17 protein-coding genes are annotated in these 18,821 nt (G+C 38.5%); 7 read left to right on the plus strand and 10 right to left on the minus strand.

Going from position 1 to position 18,821, the window contains the following annotated elements; genetic code table 11:
• Positions 1 to 50: 50 nt before the first annotated feature.
• From ABX891_RS09815 to ABX891_RS09835, 5 genes are all read right to left on the minus strand, one after another.
• Positions 51 to 2,555, minus strand: a complete 2,505-nt coding sequence (locus tag ABX891_RS09815) for a S9 family peptidase (protein WP_354629389.1) — start codon at positions 2,553 to 2,555, stop codon at positions 51 to 53.
• Between the two features lie 132 nt (positions 2,556 to 2,687).
• A complete protein-coding gene (locus ABX891_RS09820) occupies positions 2,688 to 3,851 on the minus strand; it encodes an endonuclease/exonuclease/phosphatase family protein (RefSeq protein ID WP_354629390.1) in 1,164 nt (387 codons plus the stop codon).
• A gap of 119 nt (positions 3,852 to 3,970) precedes the next feature.
• Positions 3,971 to 5,122, minus strand: a complete 1,152-nt coding sequence (locus tag ABX891_RS09825) for a 5-(carboxyamino)imidazole ribonucleotide synthase (protein WP_354629391.1) — start codon at positions 5,120 to 5,122, stop codon at positions 3,971 to 3,973.
• Between the two features lie 2 nt (positions 5,123 to 5,124).
• Positions 5,125 to 5,607, minus strand: coding sequence for a 5-(carboxyamino)imidazole ribonucleotide mutase (purE, locus tag ABX891_RS09830; RefSeq protein WP_002962540.1), 483 nt, complete (start codon positions 5,605 to 5,607; stop codon positions 5,125 to 5,127).
• Between the two features lie 151 nt (positions 5,608 to 5,758).
• Positions 5,759 to 7,348, minus strand: a complete 1,590-nt coding sequence (locus ABX891_RS09835) for an ABC-F family ATPase (RefSeq protein WP_076914937.1) — start codon at positions 7,346 to 7,348, stop codon at positions 5,759 to 5,761.
• A gap of 637 nt (positions 7,349 to 7,985) precedes the next feature.
• On the opposite strand from ABX891_RS09835, the gene ABX891_RS09840 reads away from it, so the two are divergent.
• Positions 7,986 to 9,194: a porin gene (locus ABX891_RS09840; protein ID WP_002962621.1), complete on the plus strand. Its 1,209-nt coding sequence runs from the start codon at positions 7,986 to 7,988 to the stop codon at positions 9,192 to 9,194.
• 779 nt (positions 9,195 to 9,973) lie between these two features.
• Here the strand turns inward: ABX891_RS09840 and ABX891_RS09845 are convergent.
• From ABX891_RS09845 to ABX891_RS09855, 3 genes are all read right to left on the minus strand, one after another.
• Complete coding sequence (locus tag ABX891_RS09845) at positions 9,974 to 10,855, minus strand: alpha/beta hydrolase (RefSeq protein WP_002962622.1); 882 nt, start codon at positions 10,853 to 10,855, stop codon at positions 9,974 to 9,976.
• A 30-nt stretch (positions 10,856 to 10,885) separates the two neighbouring features.
• Positions 10,886 to 11,497: a MarC family protein gene (locus ABX891_RS09850; RefSeq protein ID WP_039487889.1), complete on the minus strand. Its 612-nt coding sequence runs from the start codon at positions 11,495 to 11,497 to the stop codon at positions 10,886 to 10,888.
• Between the two features lie 162 nt (positions 11,498 to 11,659).
• Positions 11,660 to 12,142, minus strand: coding sequence for a GNAT family N-acetyltransferase (locus tag ABX891_RS09855; protein WP_002962624.1), 483 nt, complete (start codon positions 12,140 to 12,142; stop codon positions 11,660 to 11,662).
• A gap of 107 nt (positions 12,143 to 12,249) precedes the next feature.
• Here ABX891_RS09855 and ABX891_RS09860 point away from each other — a divergent pair, with 107 nt between their 5' ends.
• Positions 12,250 to 12,450: a hypothetical protein gene (locus ABX891_RS09860; RefSeq protein ID WP_002962626.1), complete on the plus strand. Its 201-nt coding sequence runs from the start codon at positions 12,250 to 12,252 to the stop codon at positions 12,448 to 12,450.
• A 58-nt stretch (positions 12,451 to 12,508) separates the two neighbouring features.
• Here the strand turns inward: ABX891_RS09860 and ABX891_RS09865 are convergent, their stop codons facing one another.
• Positions 12,509 to 12,703: a CPXCG motif-containing cysteine-rich protein gene (locus ABX891_RS09865; RefSeq protein WP_002962627.1), complete on the minus strand. Its 195-nt coding sequence runs from the start codon at positions 12,701 to 12,703 to the stop codon at positions 12,509 to 12,511.
• Between the two features lie 281 nt (positions 12,704 to 12,984).
• Here ABX891_RS09865 and msrA point away from each other — a divergent pair, with 281 nt between their 5' ends.
• Positions 12,985 to 13,584, plus strand: coding sequence for a peptide-methionine (S)-S-oxide reductase MsrA (msrA, locus tag ABX891_RS09870; RefSeq protein ID WP_002962629.1), 600 nt, complete (start codon positions 12,985 to 12,987; stop codon positions 13,582 to 13,584).
• 68 nt (positions 13,585 to 13,652) lie between these two features.
• Here msrA and ABX891_RS09875 read toward each other — a convergent pair whose 3' ends face one another.
• Positions 13,653 to 13,892: a hypothetical protein gene (locus ABX891_RS09875; protein ID WP_002962631.1), complete on the minus strand. Its 240-nt coding sequence runs from the start codon at positions 13,890 to 13,892 to the stop codon at positions 13,653 to 13,655.
• Between the two features lie 323 nt (positions 13,893 to 14,215).
• Here ABX891_RS09875 and ABX891_RS09880 point away from each other — a divergent pair, with 323 nt between their 5' ends.
• The 4 genes from ABX891_RS09880 (at position 14,216) to ABX891_RS09895 (ending at position 18,791) form a co-directional block, all read left to right on the plus strand.
• The gene (locus tag ABX891_RS09880) at positions 14,216 to 15,130 is read left to right on the plus strand and encodes a 2OG-Fe(II) oxygenase family protein (protein WP_002962634.1); all 915 of its coding nucleotides are present in this window, start codon (positions 14,216 to 14,218) and stop codon (positions 15,128 to 15,130) included.
• Between the two features lie 334 nt (positions 15,131 to 15,464).
• Entirely contained in the window at positions 15,465 to 16,727 is a 1,263-nt protein-coding gene (locus ABX891_RS09885) for a hypothetical protein (RefSeq protein WP_354629392.1), read from the plus strand.
• Entirely contained in the window at positions 16,727 to 17,167 is a 441-nt protein-coding gene (locus tag ABX891_RS09890) for a type 2 periplasmic-binding domain-containing protein (protein WP_002962640.1), read from the plus strand. The genes ABX891_RS09885 and ABX891_RS09890 overlap by 1 nt, the downstream gene beginning before the upstream one ends.
• Entirely contained in the window at positions 17,160 to 18,791 is a 1,632-nt protein-coding gene (locus tag ABX891_RS09895) for a diguanylate cyclase domain-containing protein (protein WP_354629393.1), read from the plus strand. The genes ABX891_RS09890 and ABX891_RS09895 overlap by 8 nt, the downstream gene beginning before the upstream one ends.
• The last annotated feature ends 30 nt before the right edge of the window (positions 18,792 to 18,821 follow it).

The following is an 18,821-nucleotide window of genomic DNA, read 5'->3' on the forward strand; positions in this document are numbered from 1 at the left end:
CGCATTAGTTAACTAAACCAATGCGGCGTTTTTGTTTTTATAATTAAAGATTAAAGCGTTTCTTTAAATAACTTATAAATACGGCGGTATTCGTCTAACCAGCTTGAAGGCTGTACAAAGCCATGCGGTTCAACAGGGAATATAGCTGTTTCAAAGTTTTGTTTTTCAAGCTCTATTAAGCGCTGTACTAAACGCACTGAGTCTTGAAAAAACACGTTATCGTCAACCATGGGTGCGTTAATTAATAAACGTTTGTTTAAACCCTCAGCGTAATAAATTGGCGAGCTGCGCTCATATGCAATCGGGTCAACATCAGGATGGTTTAATATATTAGCAGTGTACCCCGTGTTGTAATGTGCCCAGTCGGTAACAGGTCGTAGTGCCGCACCCGATTGAAATAACTCAGGCGCGGTAAACAATGCCATAAAGGTCATAAAGCCGCCGTATGAGCCGCCATAAGTGCCGACTGCTTTGGTATCAACGTTGGCATTTTGCGCCATCCATTTAACGCCATCGGCTAAATCTTGTGTTTCAGGTGTGCCCATTTGACGATAAATCGCGGTGCGCCAATCACGCCCGTAACCTTTAGATGCGCGGTAATCCATATCCATTACTATGTAACCTTCATCAGCGAGCAATGAATGAAACATAAATTCACGAAAATAAACCGAAAATCCCATATGTGAGTTTTGTAAGTAACCCGCGCCGTGGTTAAAAATAACCGCTTTGCGATTTTTACCTACTTCACCTTCTACGTAGTCAGCTGGGTAGTACACTTTTGCGTATATTGGTTGTTCGGTATAGCTCGATGGGACAGCAACAATTTTAGGTGCAGTTAGCTTTTTAGCTAAAAACTCATCCGACACTGTATGAGTTAAGCGCGTTGCTTTTGCATTGGCTTGTGCGTCAGCTACATAAAGCTCATTAGGCATCGTAATTGTAGAGTGCTTAAGGAGTAACTTGGTTTCATCTGGGCTTAACGTGTAATCGGTCATGCCGTTTAAGTCAGTAACTTGCTCACTCTTACCAGTTTGCGGGTTAACACGGTAAATTTCGTACAGACCTGGGTGTTCAACATTCGCTTTATAATAAATTGCGCTGTTGTCACTGGTAAGCGTTAAGTTAGAAACCTCAAATTGGCCTTGTGTAAGCGCAGTTGCACTTCCATTAACTGGTTTTTTATAAAGCTGACTGTAACCCGACTCTTCCGATAGGTAATAAAGCGTGTTCGAGTTATGTAACCACCCAAAGTCGTTAAACGCATAAGCAATCCATGCGTCGTCATGCAGGCGATGTTGCGACACAAGTTTGTTGTTTTCAAAATCAACAGTAGCAAGCCAGCGGTCTTTGTTGTCCCATGCTTCGAGCATGATAGCCACTTGCGAGCCATCATCGTTCCATACTATTGGGCTTTGCTCAAAACCCCAGTCCATAATAAGGTTAATGCCACGAGGCGCCTTTTTAGACTTATATGTTTTACCATCACGTGCATAATTTTCTTTTTTAACTGCGGCTAAAACATCTTCGTCAAAGCCCGGTAAGGTATTAAAGCTAAGTGAAGTTTGTTCTTTGTTAGTTAAATTGATGTACACAAGCTTTGAGGTTTCTTCTTTAGCGTCAGCTACACGGCGGCGTGCTTTTTTAGGCTCAATGGTTGCATCATTTGTAATGTAGTTAGGCATAATATCGCCATCACCACGCCAATCTGTTTGCTTTTGTACAACGACTAATAACGCATCACCATTTGGCGAAAGCTGAGCCTCTGCAACTTTATTACCGTCACCTAAGTAGTAAGCCGTATTAGCAATTGAATCGTTTTGTTCATTAATTTGCTCATTACGTGCTTGCTGATCTTTTTTATTTTTTTGTTGAAGCGCCACAAACTTAATCAATTTATGCTGCTCTTTAGCAATATACGTGCTTGGCTCTTCAATCCCTTTTGGCTCATCAGCAAGTTTTAAGTTAGCAAGCTCGCTCGTTAAGCCTGTTTTTAAATCAACTTTAAAAAACACATTGCCTTGGCGGTAAACTAAATCGCCATTATTTAAAAATTGTGGTTTAGACTCGTTTGCTGATGTAGCTGTAATTTGCTTAAGTTCACCGGTTTTTAGGTTTTTAACAAACACATTGCCTTTAAACGTGTAAGCCGCCATTGTTTTATTTTTAGAATAAACGGCTTTATTAGAACCGACAGTATGAAGTTTATTAAGAGCTACCTGCTCTGCTGTTTGGCTAGTAACAGATTGGCTAAATAAATTGCGTAGTGTATTACCTTGCTCTTTTTGAGCATAAATAATAGTAGCCGAATCGCTAGCCCAGTAAGCGTTCTCTGGCTGATTACCCATCCAATCAGGATCGGCCATTGCTTGTTCTAGCGTTATTTTTTGTGAGCCGATATCTGCTGGCGTGTTCACAACCGCAGCAACCTTACTTGCTGGTAAAGCACTTTGCTGTGTTGAAGAGGTGTTAGCGGTAGCGCTACAACCTGCAAGCATAACACTTGAGGCAACAGCTAAGGCCACTAACGTTTTAGATGAAGAAAAATTAAAAATCATAGTGCTTCTATACGGTTATTATAATTAAGCCGTATTTAAGCAGAAGCACTTAAGTTATTGCAATTTTTTAAGATAAATAGCCATTAAACAGGGTAAAGCTCTGTTTACTAGCGCTTCTCTTGTTAACAGGCGTTATTCAATTACCAAATCAAGCCAAACCATGCGGTGATCGCTCGATGCGTTTCTATCTTTAATTAAACGATATTCACTACTCGTTTTAGTAGGCCAAAACACCCCACCGTCCTTAATTTTTAAACCATAGTTTGACGGTAAAACGTAATCAACACGGGCTTGCCAATTAGCACTGTAATTTTGTGCATAAGGCACATCATACTGCTCTTTAGCACCTTCGCTTTTTGGAACAAAGCTTGCGTTGATAAGTGGGTTTTTAAGTAATTGGTCGGTGGTATTTGTACGGGCTTTATCCCCTTCAGGGGCTGCATTTAAATCACCTAAAATAACAAAACGAGAGTGAGCTTTTAAACCGCCCTTTTCGCCTTTATCGTCATAAATATACTTAGCATTTGAAACGTAATCGGCTATTAACCTTACTTCATCGTGGTTACGCTTGCCGTTTCTATCCTCTTCACCGTCAAATACAGGCGGTGTTGGGTGAGATGCAATAACATGAATTGTTTTATCATTTACGCTAATAGGTAAATCCCAAAACGATTTAGAACTGAGTCTAAGTGCTTGCCATTCTTGTGCGTTATACCAGTTTTCACCTGTTTGAGGCATCACAGGCATTTGTGCATTTGGCATGTCTTTATATTTAAAGGTTTGAAGGGTTCTTACTTTATCAAAATTAATTGGGTATTTTGACAAAATAGCCATACCGTAATGCCCTTTAAAAAATCCAAAACCTTGTGCATCGCCCATCACGCCATTTTTTTTGCCATCGTTATCTAAATCAAACTCGGTAGCTAGGCCTGTATTTACTGGTGCAATATAAGAGTAAGGGTAGTTAATAGCGGCTTGTTTTTGCTGACCTACATTTAAATAATGCTGATTAAAGTATTCAATGCCTTGCTCTTTTGGGATGTAATCAAATTCGTTAAGTAAAATAATATCAGGGCGAACACGCTGAATAATTTCCGCTATGTTCTTAATTTGCTGGTGGTTAGCTTTAAGTGCATTAACTAAAGCATCACTTTTAACTTGCTCACCTTTAGGCGTGTGATTAGTTGCATCCATACTTACATTAAAAGTTGCAACACGAAGAGATTCCGATGCAAATGTATTTAAGCTAAATAATGCAGTAATGGCTAGCACGCCAGATATTGTTTTTAGTTTCATTGTTTTACTTCACAAATTTAAAATTAGACTTTAACAGTATTACATATTCAAAGCCCATTTTTATGACAAAAAAATACCGGCTTAAGCCGGTATTTAAAAATTAATTCTATAACTAAAAATTATTGGCTTAGTACTAAATTAGCCGCCGCTTTTAAAATACCAGGATAATCTTGCTCTGGTAAAAACTCTGTAAGTTCGCCAAGTTTGTCTGCTAGTTCGCTCATATTAGCAGCCGATACGTTTATATGGCCCATTTTACGACCTGGTTTTGCCGTTTTACCGTACCAGTGGCTAGTCACATCTGCATATTTGAGTACGTCAGCTGGAATATTAGGTTGCCCTAGTACGTTTATCATCGCGGTAATGTGTTTAAGCTCTGTATTGCCAAGCGGTAAACCTGCAACAGCACGCATGTGGTTTTCGAACTGCGAACAATGACAGCCTTGTTGTGTCCAGTGGCCTGAGTTATGTACGCGCGGTGCAATTTCGTTAACGAGTAACGTGCCTTGTACATCAAAAAACTCAATAGCTAACACGCCAACGTAGTTAAGCTCGTTTGCTATTTTTGTAAAGGCATCGTTTGCTTGCGCTTCAACGCTGTGATTATTTTTACCGGCAACAGAAAGCGTTAATACACCATTTGTGTGCTCGTTTTCTGTTAGCGGATAAATAGCAACATTACCGTGTTTGTCGCGCGCACCAATAATAGAAACTTCACGATCAAACGGGATCATTTTTTCAGCAATAATCGTATGTGGCGCAAGCTCAGTGCCTGATGCAATAAAATCAGCCATTTGTGACCAAGTTTCGTCTATTTGATCATCCGATTTTAAACGCCATTGGCCTTTTCCGTCGTAACCCGCTTGGCATGTTTTAATTACAAGTGGTTTACCTAGAGTTTTAACGGCAAGTTCTAAATGCGCTTTTTCAGTAATTAATTGGTACGGCGCACAGGTTACGTTTGTTTTATCAAGCAATGCTTTTTCAAGCGAGCGATCACCACCAGTTTTAATAGCGGCTTTTCCAGGGTAGAACTTATTGCTGTTACAGCAAAGTGTTAGTACGTCATCAGGAATGTGCTCAAACTCTGCAGTAATGGCATCAGCGTTTAATATTGCTTGCTCAAGCGACGTGCTATAAACATCACCAGTTAGCGGATGCTTAATTTGCTTGCTGCCTACATCGTACGCAACAACGTTTAAATTAAGCGGCGCGCCTGCAAGGCTCATCATACGTGCAAGTTGTCCTGCACCTAATATTAAAATATTCATTATTACTCTGCAGGGTTTGGATTAGCTAAAATAGTGTCGGTTTGAGCTTTACGAAACGCTTCAATTTTTGCAAAAATTTCTGGATTTTGACATCCTAAAATTTGTGCGGCTAGTAAACCTGCGTTTGCTGCGCCCGGCTCACCAATTGCAAGCGTACCTACCGCAACGCCTTTAGGCATTTGGCAAATAGATAAAAGTGAATCAACACCATTTAGTGCTTTTGATTTTACAGGCACGCCCAGTACAGGAAGCGATGTAAAAGCAGCAGCCATACCTGGTAAATGAGCAGCGCCGCCAGCGCCAGCAATAATAACTTTAATACCGCGTTCTGCGGCTGAACTTGCGTAATCAGCAAGTAATTGAGGAGTGCGGTGTGCAGACACGACTTTGGTTTCGTACTTAATGCCAAAATGCTCTAGCATAAGTGCTGCATGTTCCATGGTTGGCCAATCTGATTTAGAACCCATAATAATGCCAACAGTCATAAATACTCCTCAGTAATGTATTTTAAAAATAGCGGACTTATGTCCGGTTTTAGGCGGGTATTATACCCAAACCAAGTTTAATTGCGACTCACAAAAACAAAAAAAGCCATGTTTAAACATGGCTTTTTAGAGTTAACGGGTAAATAGCTAATTAAGCTTCTTTACTCGCTAGGTATTCTGCGTAGTTGCCTCTAAAGTCGATAACTTTACCGTCTTTAATTTCCCAAATACGGGTTGCAACAGATGATACAAACTGACGGTCGTGGGAAACAAACATCAATGTACCTTCGTAAGCTTCAAGGGCTAAGTTAAGCGCTTCAATTGATTCCATATCCATGTGGTTAGTTGGCTCATCCATTAACAATATGTTTGGCTTATGCATCATAATTTTACCAAACAACATGCGGCCTTGCTCACCACCTGAAATTACTTTAACTGATTTTTTAATATCGTTTTGAGAGAATAACATACGGCCTAAGAAGCTACGAACCACTTGCTCGTCGTCGCCTTCTTGTTGCCATTGCTCCATCCACTGAAACAAGTTCATGTCGGTTGCAAACTCATCAGCGTGATCTTGCGCGTAGTAACCAATATTAGCATTTTCTGAGAACTTAAACTCACCAGCTTTAGGGGCTAAGCGCCCTGCTAATGTATTAAGTAATGTTGTTTTACCAACACCATTTTCACCAATAATAGCAATACGTTCGCCAACTTCTACTAAACCTTCAAGTCCAGAAAACAACGTATTGTCGTCAAAACCTTGTGTTAGGTTTGTCATTTCAAGTGCGTTTCTGAATAACTGCTTTTCTTGATCAAAACGGATGAACGGCGTTTGGCGTGAAGATGCTTTAACTTCGTCTAATTGGATTTTGTCGATACGTTTAGCACGCGATGTTGCTTGCTTAGCTTTAGATGCGTTAGCAGAGAAACGAGATACAAACTGTTGAAGTTCAGCAATTTGGTTTTTCTTTTTCGCGTTTTCGTTAAGTAATTGCTCACGTGCTTGCGTTGCTGCAAACATGTATTCGTCATAATTACCTGGGTAAATACGAAGCTCGCCGTAGTCAATGTCGGCCATGTGTGTACACACAGAGTTTAAAAAGTGACGGTCATGCGAGATGATTATCATGGTACAGTCGCGCTGATTTAACACGTCTTCTAACCACTTGATGGTGTAAATATCCAAGTTATTAGTAGGCTCATCAAGTAGCATAATGTCTGGGTCTGAAAACAACACCTGTGCAAGTAGTACGCGCAGCTTAAAACCCGGTGCAATTTCTGACATTGGGCCAAAGTGTTGGTCAGTGCCAATACCTACACCTAATAAAAGCTCACCTGCTTTAGATTCCGCAGAGTAACCATCCATTTCAGCAAATTCAGTTTCAAGATCGGCTACTTTCATACCGTCTTCTTCACTCATTTCGGGTAAAGAGTAGATACGGTCTCGTTCTTGTTTGATTTCCCACAGCTCTTTGTGGCCCATAATCACGGTATCGATTACTGAGTATTCTTCGTAGGCAAACTGATCTTGATTAAGTTTAGCAACGCGTTCGTTAGGATCAGTACTTACATTACCTGAAGACGCTTCAAGCTCACCACTTAAAATTTTCATAAATGTTGATTTACCACAACCATTTGCACCGATTAAACCGTAACGGTTACCATCGCCAAATTTTGCTGAGATATTTTCAAATAATGGTTTAGCACCAAATTGCATGGTGACATTAGCTGTACTAATAATAGCGCTACCCTCCAAAGGAGTAATGATGTATTTAAATTGCGCGCAGTTTAAACCAAAATGGCCTGTTTTTCTATGAAAGTTTAAAGGCAAACCACTGCGTTTTAGCCATTTATTATGGCTATGTAGTTAGTAGTAAAAATAACGGATTAGATTTAATGGTTTCGTTAATTTTTATTCAACTTATTCTAATTAAAATCCATAAAGTATGTTTTATAAACAGGCATAAGAGATTAGAAATTACGATACAAATTAGAGTAAAAACACTTTTAACGTGTTTGTTTGTCTACTTAACTCATTTTTGTTCACTCTATAATAATAAAAAGTTATATTTATGAAAATAAAGTACTTTTAGAGCTTTTACACTAGTTACTACTTTTTAACCAAGATGAAATTAATTCAAATTACAATTTTTACACATCGCTAATTCCTCATCCTATTTACCTATCAAATCATTAGAAACATAAACTTTTGCAACACCTGAAAAACAAAATTAACCTTTAGTGAATATCCGTTAAGTTTAACGATTAATTTTATTGAGTATTTTTCACTTTTGAGCCGTTTATTGCTTTGTTAGTCTTCGAATCTGAATTTTTACCTACGTAAAAAATTGACCAATTTACACAGGGCAACACACAAGATGAGCAAAAAATTAGCGACGCTTATTAGCGCAAGTATTGTATTCGCACCCGCTGTTTCGGCAGTAGAATTATACAAAGATGACAAAAATACTGTTGAAGTTGGTGGATATCTTGATGTGCGTGTAATTAATACACAAAACGAAACCGAAGTTGTTAACGGTACCTCGCGCATTAACTTTGGATTTACCCGAAAGCTTAAGAAAGACTGGACTGCACTCGCACTCGTAGAATGGGGTGTAAACCCTGTTGGCAGCAGCGATATTATTTATAACAACCGTTTTGAGTCTATCCAGGATGAGTTTTTGTATAACCGTTTAGGTTACGCAGGGCTTTCGCACGAAAAATATGGCCAACTTACCATTGGTAAACAATGGGGTGCATGGTACGACGTAGTTTACGGCACAAATAATAGCTTTGTATGGGATGGTAATGCGGCTGGTGTTTACACCTATAACAAAGACGATGGCGCTGTTAATGGCACTGGTCGTGGAGATAAATTAGTGCAGTACCGCAATAGCTATAACGATTTTAGTTTTGCAGTACAAGCGCAGCTTAAAAACAGCGAATTTTATACCTGTGACGTAACCGACATTTCAGAAGAAGAATGTGAAGCACTTTGGAACTCTGGCGATAGTGCAGCCCAAGAAGTTGAATTTAATTACACATTTGGTGCGTCTGTAACTTATACCCCAACTGACATGCTAACACTTACAGCAGGTGTTAACCGTGGTGAGTTTGATTTAACGTTTGGCGATGGTTCTACTCGTAATGTTGAAGATTTAATTTATGGTGCAGGTATTATGTGGGGCAACATTGATGAGCCCGGCCTATACGTTGCAGCCAACGTAAATAAAAACAAAAACCACGACACAGATAACATTGGTCGCTTAATTAAAGACGCAATCGGTGTAGAAACATTTGCATCTTACCGCTTTGATAACGATTTTCGCCCTTTTATTGCCTACAACGTGTTTGATGCCGGTGATGATTACGTAATTCAGCCAAACTTTAACGCCGACCCAGACGATATATTTAAACGTCAGTTTGCTGTTATTGGCCTTCACTACTTAATTGACGAAGACACTATTGCCTACGTAGAAGCGCGTAAAGACTTTAGCGACTTTGAAAGCGATAACAAAGAGCAACAAGCACAAATGGAGCAGTCGGAAGATGACGGCATAGCATTTGGTTTTAGATATAAGTTTTAAATATAAGTTTATAAAACGACTACAACTTCCCTAAGCACAACCCTTTTAGCCCTTTTAACTTTTTTAACTGGGCTTTTTTTTATTCCGCCATACTTTTTTCAATACTCAATTTTGCATTTAAGGCTATTTCAAAAAAGGCATTAACAGCCGCATTGGTATCTGCTTTTTTAATTTGTAATAGCACCATTCACGATGCCCCTATTTTTTACGTTTACCATTTTGCTGCTCATTAAAATGAGCGAGGAAAACTTTAATTAATCACTCATAGTCCACACTCGGCATTTATATTTTTAGTGGATGTAGTTACCGCAGGCTTTATTATTTTGATTACCTCTTTGATTACTTTTTTCTAATTTGACTCTATTGCTAAGTTTAGCCTTATAGTAACATTTAGTATGATGTGTTCTTTTGCTATAAAGCCACCAGCCAATTTATATTAACTGCATTAAGAGTATAAAAAGATGCTGAAACTATATTGAAATAGCAAAGTACTTACACTGCTTATTGCTGATCACAAAGGCTAAAGGCTGATTAAAACCAGTAACAAATAGATGTGTATATGCTCATGGGTACTGACGGTATTCTAATTCAATAGTCATGTGCTGTATATAAAAACAGTGCATATGATTGCTGTGAAAAAATAATTTAAACCTACCTTTTTTTGTAAGTCGTTAATAATATTGAACTAAGTAAAGTGTTATAAAGTTGATTCGTTATCATAAATAGATAAAACAACGACAACTGTATGTATACACAGTTACCACTTAAACCAATCTATCTTACTTTTTAATAAACGTACTATAACCAGCTAATGCCTTAGCCACACTAATTGATGGATTATCTGAATGCTCAGCACCTTTGTTTATATCACTTTGCCACACAAGGTTATTGTTAGGGTTGGCTGTTAAAGCGGCCTCTAAATTACTAAACGCTTTTAACATTAACGGATGCTCTGCCCCACCCACCGAAAGATATAAATAAGTAGATGATTTAACTTTGTTATCTTGAGCACTTAAAAACGCTTCTAAATTATTAACTACGGTCATATCGTCATACCAAGCCGCTGGGCTAAAAGCAAAATAGCCATTAAACAATTCAGGCTTTATATGCAGTGTATAAAGCACAAAGCTACCACCTGCCGAAAAACCACTTAATACACGGTTATTACTAAGCTTATATTTTGCTGATAAATAAGGGAGTAACTCAGTTTCAATAAACGCTAAAAACTTGTCGGCTTCACCATTTGGTTCAATAAGTGTTTCATGCTCTGGACGCGCTTGTGTATTTACATCTTGGCGAGCATAAGGGGGCACTAAATCGCGATTACGTGTATCTGTAAAAAACAAATTAGGAATAGACACCAATATAGCCTTATCCCCTTTTTCGCTCTTAGCTTGTTTTGTAAGTGCTTTATCCCATGTATCTAAATTAAAGTTACCATCGGTTTTAATAATTAACGGATACGCTTTTTTAGGATTGTAATTAGCGGGCAATCTTATAAACACTTTGCGCGACTCATTAAGCACGCTTGAGTTAATTGTTACATCTGTATAGGCCGATACATAATGGTTATAATAACGTATAGCTAAAATACCAATAGCAAAAATGACTACGGCTAAACTTAAATTAATAATATAGTGTTTTGTTATTTTTATTGCCATACGGCATTCCTTTCAATGTTTAGGAGTTATTTAATCGAGCTTAACCCATTGTTTTATTTCAAGCGCGGTCATAATAAGCTCAACCGAAAACGCGGCTAAAATCATGCCCATCACACGCGTTAAAATAGACGCGCCGCCAGTACCAATTAGCTTAATAATTTTACCCGAAAGCAGCAACAGTATTAAAGTAATACCCAACACACCAATTGTAACAAGCGCTGTGCCTATTTGAGTAGTAATTGGGTGTATGTGGTTATCGGTAAGTAGTATTACCGCCAAAATAGCGCCAGGAGTCGCCGTTGCAGGTATAGCAAGCGGAAACACGGCTATATCGTGATCGGGGTCTTGTTTGGCTTTGTTAGAATCGTTTCCAAAAATCATTTGCAGGCCAAACAAAAACAATATAATTCCGCCCCCTAACTGAAACGACACCAACCTAATTCCCATCGCATTAAGTATTAGTTGCCCTATTAAAATAGAACCCAATAATACGCCCCCGGCATAAAGTACCGTTTTAAATGCAGTTTTACGACGTTGTTGATCAGTTAAATGAGAAGTAAGCGCGGCAAACAGCGCCATAGTGCCTATTGGGTCAATGGTCGCCCAAATTACAAGCGCATCTTGAGAGAGTTTTTCTAGCATATAAAATCCTTGTTAAGCGTAAATGTTTAATAAAACACGGGTAACAAATTCATTTACTTACGCTTAACTATAATAGAAAGCCGCTTTTTTTTGTATTTTATTTACTGAGCTTTAAGGATTGAGGATTGAAAAAAGGTAAGCACTTATAATTGCCGTCTTGAGTTAAAGTGATTTATGCCAAATAGAATTTTCTCTTAAACTAAAGCCCAGTTTCATAAGTAAATTATGGGAACGTGCATTATGTGCACTCACCTCAGCAGACAAATGTTTAAGCGGAATATGCTTAACTAGAGTTTCAATAAAACCAGTCACCACTTCAAACATTACGCCCTTATCCCAAAAGTCAGGATGCAGCTCAAATCCTATAAACGCACTACTTTTACACGGGGTTAAATTATAAAGCCCACAAGTACCCATTAACTTCCCAGATATATTATGTTCAATTGCAACTCGAATTACTTCGCCTTCGTAGTAGGCACTAATATCATCTTGTATTAATTGTTTGATTTGCGTTTTGCTAAGTGGTGTTTCGTAGTCGTTAAATTCTGACACGTGCGGGTGATTTAAAATATTAAATAAACACGCTGCGTGTTTGTGGGTAACTAAACGCAGCGTAACGCGCTCAAGCTTTGTGGTGTTAAACATTTTATTTAAGTGGTTAGTTAAATTAGCTCTTTATGGGCACGCATTATTAACTTACCATACCCTATTAACAAGCATTATCTTTAAAGCAAAAAGAGTAAGAGAACGTAATGAGTGACGATTTTAAAGTAATACAACCCACTACCACAGTATATTGCCCAAAGCGCGGCGAAGGCTGGACCTTAACAGGCATTACTAATATTAACGAGTTTACCTCAGTAATGTTTGACGGCACACGCTATACGCTTCCAGCACGCGAAATAGTAGAAGAACTTCTACCTAACCAATTAGCGCGTGAGCAAAATAGCTAACCAAACACATACACAGTAAAAAGGCTGCAATTTTGCAGCCTACTATCTAATTAACGAGTTAAAATGCATCGTCTTCGCTGTAAACATTAACGTTTAGCTCGTCATCATTTTCAAATACCACAAACGAAATAGGCTTACAGCATACTTGGCAGTCTTCTATGTATTGCTCATCAATATCTGCTGCATCAAGTAATACTTCTATACTTTCTCCACAATAAGGGCAGCTTATTGATGTTTCTGTTAACTGGTTCATTTATCACCTGCTAATTTATATCACGAATGTTGTCACTTTAATGAACACGTAAGCATAATTCAACACCCCATTAAATAACGCATACTTGGCTAACCCAATTAAACCATGCTACTAACTTAAATAGTGATCTTGTTACTAGCCTTATCCCTATAAAACTTGTCAAAGTACAATATTTTTCACCATAGATAAGTTGGCCAGCCCTCTACAATGAAATTGTATTAGCACTTAGCGGGTCTAACTTTATAAGTATTTATAAACTCACAGTACAGATGGATAATTTTATGAAAAAATCACTTACGCTTGCATTAACATCTGCCGTTATTTTGTTTAGTACATTTTCCCATGCAGCTAAAACCGAAAAAGCCGTTCTAGCTGGAGGTTGTTTTTGGTGTATGGAAAGTGACTTTGAAAAGCTAGAAGGCGTAACCGATGTAATATCGGGCTTTACTGGCGGTAAACTTAAAAACCCGACATACAATGGTAATCATAAAGGCCATTACGAGGCTGTAGAAATTACTTACGATCCGGCCATAGTAAGCTATCAGGGCATACTTGATCATTACTGGGTTAATATTGATCCCTTTGATGCCAAAGGCCAATTTTGCGATAAAGGCCCTAGTTACTTAAGCGCTATATTTGTACAAAACGACGAACAACGTAAATTAGCTGAAAAAACAAAAGCAGCAGTAGTTGCCGAGTTCCCTAATCAAACTGTGGTTACACCTATACTAAACGCAAGCACCTTTTACCCTATAATAGGGAGGGAAAGCTTTCATCAAGATTATTACAAAAACAATCCAATCCGATACAACACCTATCGTTGGCGTTGTGGTCGCGACAGCCGCCTAGAAGAAATTTGGGGCGACAGAGCAACCCATTAATCGCGTTTAATCAGGTAATCCACTGTAAAATATTAAAAGGCTGATTTAATTATCAGCTTTTTAATATTTTAGTTATTGCGAGATTCTTTAATAAATCGATATCTAAATTCAGATAAGTAACCAACAATGCTAACAAGCAAAGCAGAATTAAAATCACCTCTCACAAGCTGTGTCCAAACATTTCCTTCTCCATTAAAGCTAATGTAAATAACCATAATAAAAGCAACAAACGCTGAAACTTGATACATCCAAGAGTATTCACCAAAAAATTTCTGTGTCACACTTTTTTCTTTTAATTTATCTTCCACAATTAATCTCCATTTTATATTGCTATTAAATCCTAGCTATAACATAGGCAAAATAAGGAGTTTATAATAAAGGTTTATTTATACACCGTCTATTTCATAAAGCCTTTGTTATTAAGCTAAATGCTTGAATAGCAAATAGGATACATGTCACTTCGCTTTAAGTGGACAGCACTGCTTGACTTAAGATACTCAGTTTTAGGATTAATTATCAATAAATAGTATATTCTGTTTCCTAAAGCAGGCTGTTTATCTACTAAATCAAATACAATAAATTGCACTCCTAAATTGATATAAACCAAATTCAATAACTGGAGTTACACAAAATGTTTGCCAACCAATTACAACTAGCGCGTGCTCTAGAGTTACCAACACGACAAGCCATGCTTTACCGTGAACAATCAGTACAACACTTTTGGAATAGCAACACCGACCTAATTACAAACGCGTGGAGCGAATGGGAAGCCACATCAATAGATAGCTCAACGTTTACGCTAGACGACACACTACTTGATAAAAACCTGCGTGAAGCAGTAAAGCAAGCATGGGAAGATCCATCAAAAGAGCTGACCGTAAAAGCGTTATTACACGAAGTAGCGCCTGATGTGTTTCAATTTCAATTTTTTGATCCTGAACGCCTAGCAGTATTACGCGGATATTTAGAACAAGTATGGAATTCGCAAATCCCTATGCGCCCGCCATACGGCATAGTGTTAAATCGCCGTGGTGCCATGCTTGATAGCCGATCAGAAGGTTATTTAGCCGCGCCGAGCTTTCAAGCATTTTATAACGAAATACTAAACACTTATATGCGCCCTATTTCACGTATGCTGTTCCCGGAAGTTATGGGGTTTGATACACAAACATTTGGCTTTTCAATTTATTATGAGCCAAATACAGATTCGTCAATTCGCCCACATACCGACGCATCAGCTGTAACGCTTAACATTAACTTAAACTTACCAGGCGAAGAGTTTACAGGGTCACAAGTGGGCTTTTATCACCCGTACACAGGTGACATTAAATCACTTACCTTTAAGCCTGGTACTGCCATGTTACATCGAGGCAATATTGCACACGCAGCCAAGCCTATTACCAGTGGCGAGCGAACTAACTTTGTATTGTGGTTGTATGGGGAGCGCGGTCGATTACCAGCACAAGGTGCACCACGCATTCCTGTTGGTGCTAAACAGCGCTGGAGCAACCCAAACAAACCAAATGATGGCTATGCACCATTTTAAGTAATCGCTTTTAACGTTTTAAATACAAATGGCTGCCTAATTTAAGCAGCCTTATAAAAATAAAGCTCATCCAGTAACCAACACGTTTTAAATTTAGTAATATCAAAAAACCGCCCTATTCATAATCTATATTGTCGTCACTTATAACAATAGATAACACAAATTTTCCGCCTTGCTTTTCTTATGTCCCAGTACTTCGCTTAACAAAGTACAAATTTAGGGGGATGTCATGTTTTTTTTGTATTTAATTGATAAGCCACTGTAATGCTTAAGTTGGTAATTTAATAAACTGTGCTATCTTTTTACTATCTATATCATAAAAATAAGCGCTAACATGTTGTTCCGAGGTACAATTGCCATAGCTATATTGGTAATTTCCGCTGCTAATAAAAGCTATGCAGATGAAGTAGACGTGCAATTTAGCGGTTTTGCATCCTTAACACTCAGCTACACGGACGATTCAGATATTGGCTTTGCATCGAGTTATTCAAATGTCAACGAATCTGGTTTTTCAGCAACGCGAGATTCAATTTTAGGTGGGCAGGCTAATATATCATTGGCCAAAAATTGGGACTCTGTGTTTCAAGTAGTTATTCAAGATCATGCCTTTAAAAGCTTTGATAATTTTTTAGAGCTCGCCTTTGTGCGTTATCGCCCTACCCGTCATTGGGCTATTCGTGCAGGCAGGTTAAATAGCGACCTTTACTTACTATCGGAATACCCTTACGTAGGATATGCCTACTTATGGGTGCGCCCGCCTCATTCGCACTACTCGTTTGCAAACATTGCAGGAAATTTCGATGGTGTAGATGTGGAATACAGCAAAGCAATTAACGACGGTTTTTTACGTTTAAAACTTGCTTATGGTAGTACAACAGCCAAGCTACAAGCCTATAATGACGACTTTTTTATTGATTTTGATAACTTAACAACTTTTAGCGCAACCTACTCTTTAGATGCATGGACTATGCGTTTTTCATTATCAAAGTCAGACTTTGGGGATTATAAGTTAACCTCTTTAGATGAGTATTTAGCCGCACTCAACTCAATATCACAAAGTATATGGCCGCAAGCGCAAAAAATATCAAACAAATTTAACACCAAAGGTAACAGTATAGAATACGCCGCGTTTGGGCTAACTTACGATCACAACAATTGGCTAATCCAATCTGAGGTGGGTATTTCAGAATCCGATTGGATAGTTGCTCCGTCAGTTCTTAGTGGCTACATTAGTGCAGGTTACCGTGTAGATAACGCAATATTTTATACAGGTTTTACAGCGGCTAAACACCGACATGACGTAATAAAAGTAAACGATCCTGCTTTTCCGCCAAGCACTCCCGAGCAATTTTCAGTGCCTATACAACAACTCGCAGTTGCCAGTCAGTCTGCTGTTAAAGTTACCAATGTTCACCAACACTCAATTAACGTAGGCGTAAAATGGCAACTGTCTGAGCGCATAGCATTAAAAGCCCAGTTAGACCGCTTTGATATAAAACCTCAAGGCGCTGGCTTATGGAGTCTTAGCAACCCTTCAGATGTTGATGAGGGCCACAAAGTACATATACTTAGTCTAAATGCTAGTATGGTGTTTTAATGATGAGCCCTCGTAACTTTTTTATAACTGCATTGCTGCCCTTGTGCCTGCTTTTTATGAGCTTTTATGCTAAATCTACAGAGTTTGTAGTCGTGGTTAATAAAAGCAATGCGATTAACGCATTATCAAAACGAGAAATTATTGATATTTACATGGGCAGGTATTTAACTTTCCCTGATGGTGAGACCTCAAAACCGCTTGATTTGCCCGCGCAATCAACATTAAAAAACGACTTTTACTTAAAACTGGTTAATAAAGACGAGCAAAAAATTAATGCTTATTGGGCAAGGCTTTTATTTTCAGGGCGTGCAAAGCCACCCACGCCTTCAACATCGGTAGAAGACGCAATAAACAAAATAGCAGCATCACAATTTGCAATTGGCTACATTCCGCTATCGCAAGTTACAGATGAAGTAAAAGTGGTATACACATTTGATTAAAATTATTAGCCAAAAACTCTACATACGCGTCGCTATATCAATTGCGTTAGTTGCTATTGTTGTGTCTTTAGTCTCGTCTATGCTCTCTTATTACTCAGGCTTTAAAGAGAAAAAAAATACAAATTACTTACTCGTTCAACAGTTAGCGCAAACAATGGAAAAAACAGCCGCCATAGCAGCCTACCTAAACGACCGTGAATTAAGCCAAGAAATTATTAACGGCCTACTCAGTAACGACTTAGTGCAAGGCGCAAGCCTAGAAGGAGAAGTAAACCCTAAAGGAGAGATGGATCTATTTATAGCAAAAGGATCTACTAACAAAAAAAATGAAGCTGTTTTAATTAAATTAGTTCACCCTTTTATAGAAGACACTTTTATAGGTGTACTCGCCATATACCCAGACGATAACTTTATTGAACAACAAGCACAGTCAGCGCTTATAAAAGAATTTATCTTAATGCTGATTCAATCCATTGTTATCGCATTTTTTGTATCGCTGGTAGTTCAGCGCTGGCTTACACAGCCTATTCAAAACCTAACCGACAGCTTTGCTAAAATAAATCCAAGCGAGCCAGAAACCCTAAAAATGCTAACCTTCAAGCAAGGCAAACGGGACGAAATAAGCCGTTTAACCCAAGGTATAAATGCCTTAATGCACGAGCTACATTTAACTATTAGTAATGAGCAAACACTGCGTAAAAAAACTCAAGAGCTAGAAGCTAAATTTAGACTTATTTTTGAACAAGCCAGCGCAGGTATTTGTTTACTCGATGACAAAAACATTATCACCACCTTTAACCCTGCATTTAAGCATTACTTTACCGTACCCGGCGAAGAAGAATTACCAACCTTGCATTTTCCTGAGTTACTTAGCAATGTAGACGAATTACAAAGCCTACTGGCAGATATTCGCTCTGCTAAAAACCCACCACAAACCACCTTAGATGTAGAGTGTAAAGTTGGCTATAAAACGGTATGGTTTCATTGTTTATTTGTAAGGTTAACAGACCAAAGAGATACCAAACGAAACCCCAAACAAGAGCAGCTAGTAGAAGTAATTTTACACGATGTAACCGAGCGCGCAGAACGCGAACAGCAAACCCGCTTTGAAGCCGATCACGACCCACTCACTGGCTTATTAAACCGACGCGCCGGTGAAAAACGCCTTAAAAAAGCACTACGTGAATGTATTAAACACAATGAACATTTAGTGCTTATGATGATTGATTTAGATAAGTTTAAACCCATTAACGACACCTACGGCCACGAAGCCGGCGACAAAGTGCTAATTGAAATAGCGCACAGATTTAAAACACTTTTTCACGAAAAAAACGACATGTGTATCCGCCTAGGCGGTGACGAATTTATTGTTGCGCAGCAAATTAAAACCTACGATAAAACGGAAACACAACAAAAAGCAATCGCCTTACTAAATGAGCTACAACAGCAGGTTAGTATTTCAAACACAAAAACATGCGCAGTAGGTGCAAGCATAGGAATTGCAATAGCCCCATATGATGGTAATGAACTACATCAATTAATGCACAACGGTGATAAAACTCTTTATCACGTAAAAGAAACAGGCCGAGGGAAAGTTGCCTTTTATGACGATATAAAAAATTAGATGGCATGAATTAGTAACTACATAGTAAAT

Origin of the sequence: Pseudoalteromonas sp. NCIMB 1079 (assembly GCF_040567695.1) — a bacterium.
GTDB lineage: Bacteria > Pseudomonadota > Gammaproteobacteria > Enterobacterales > Alteromonadaceae > Pseudoalteromonas > Pseudoalteromonas distincta.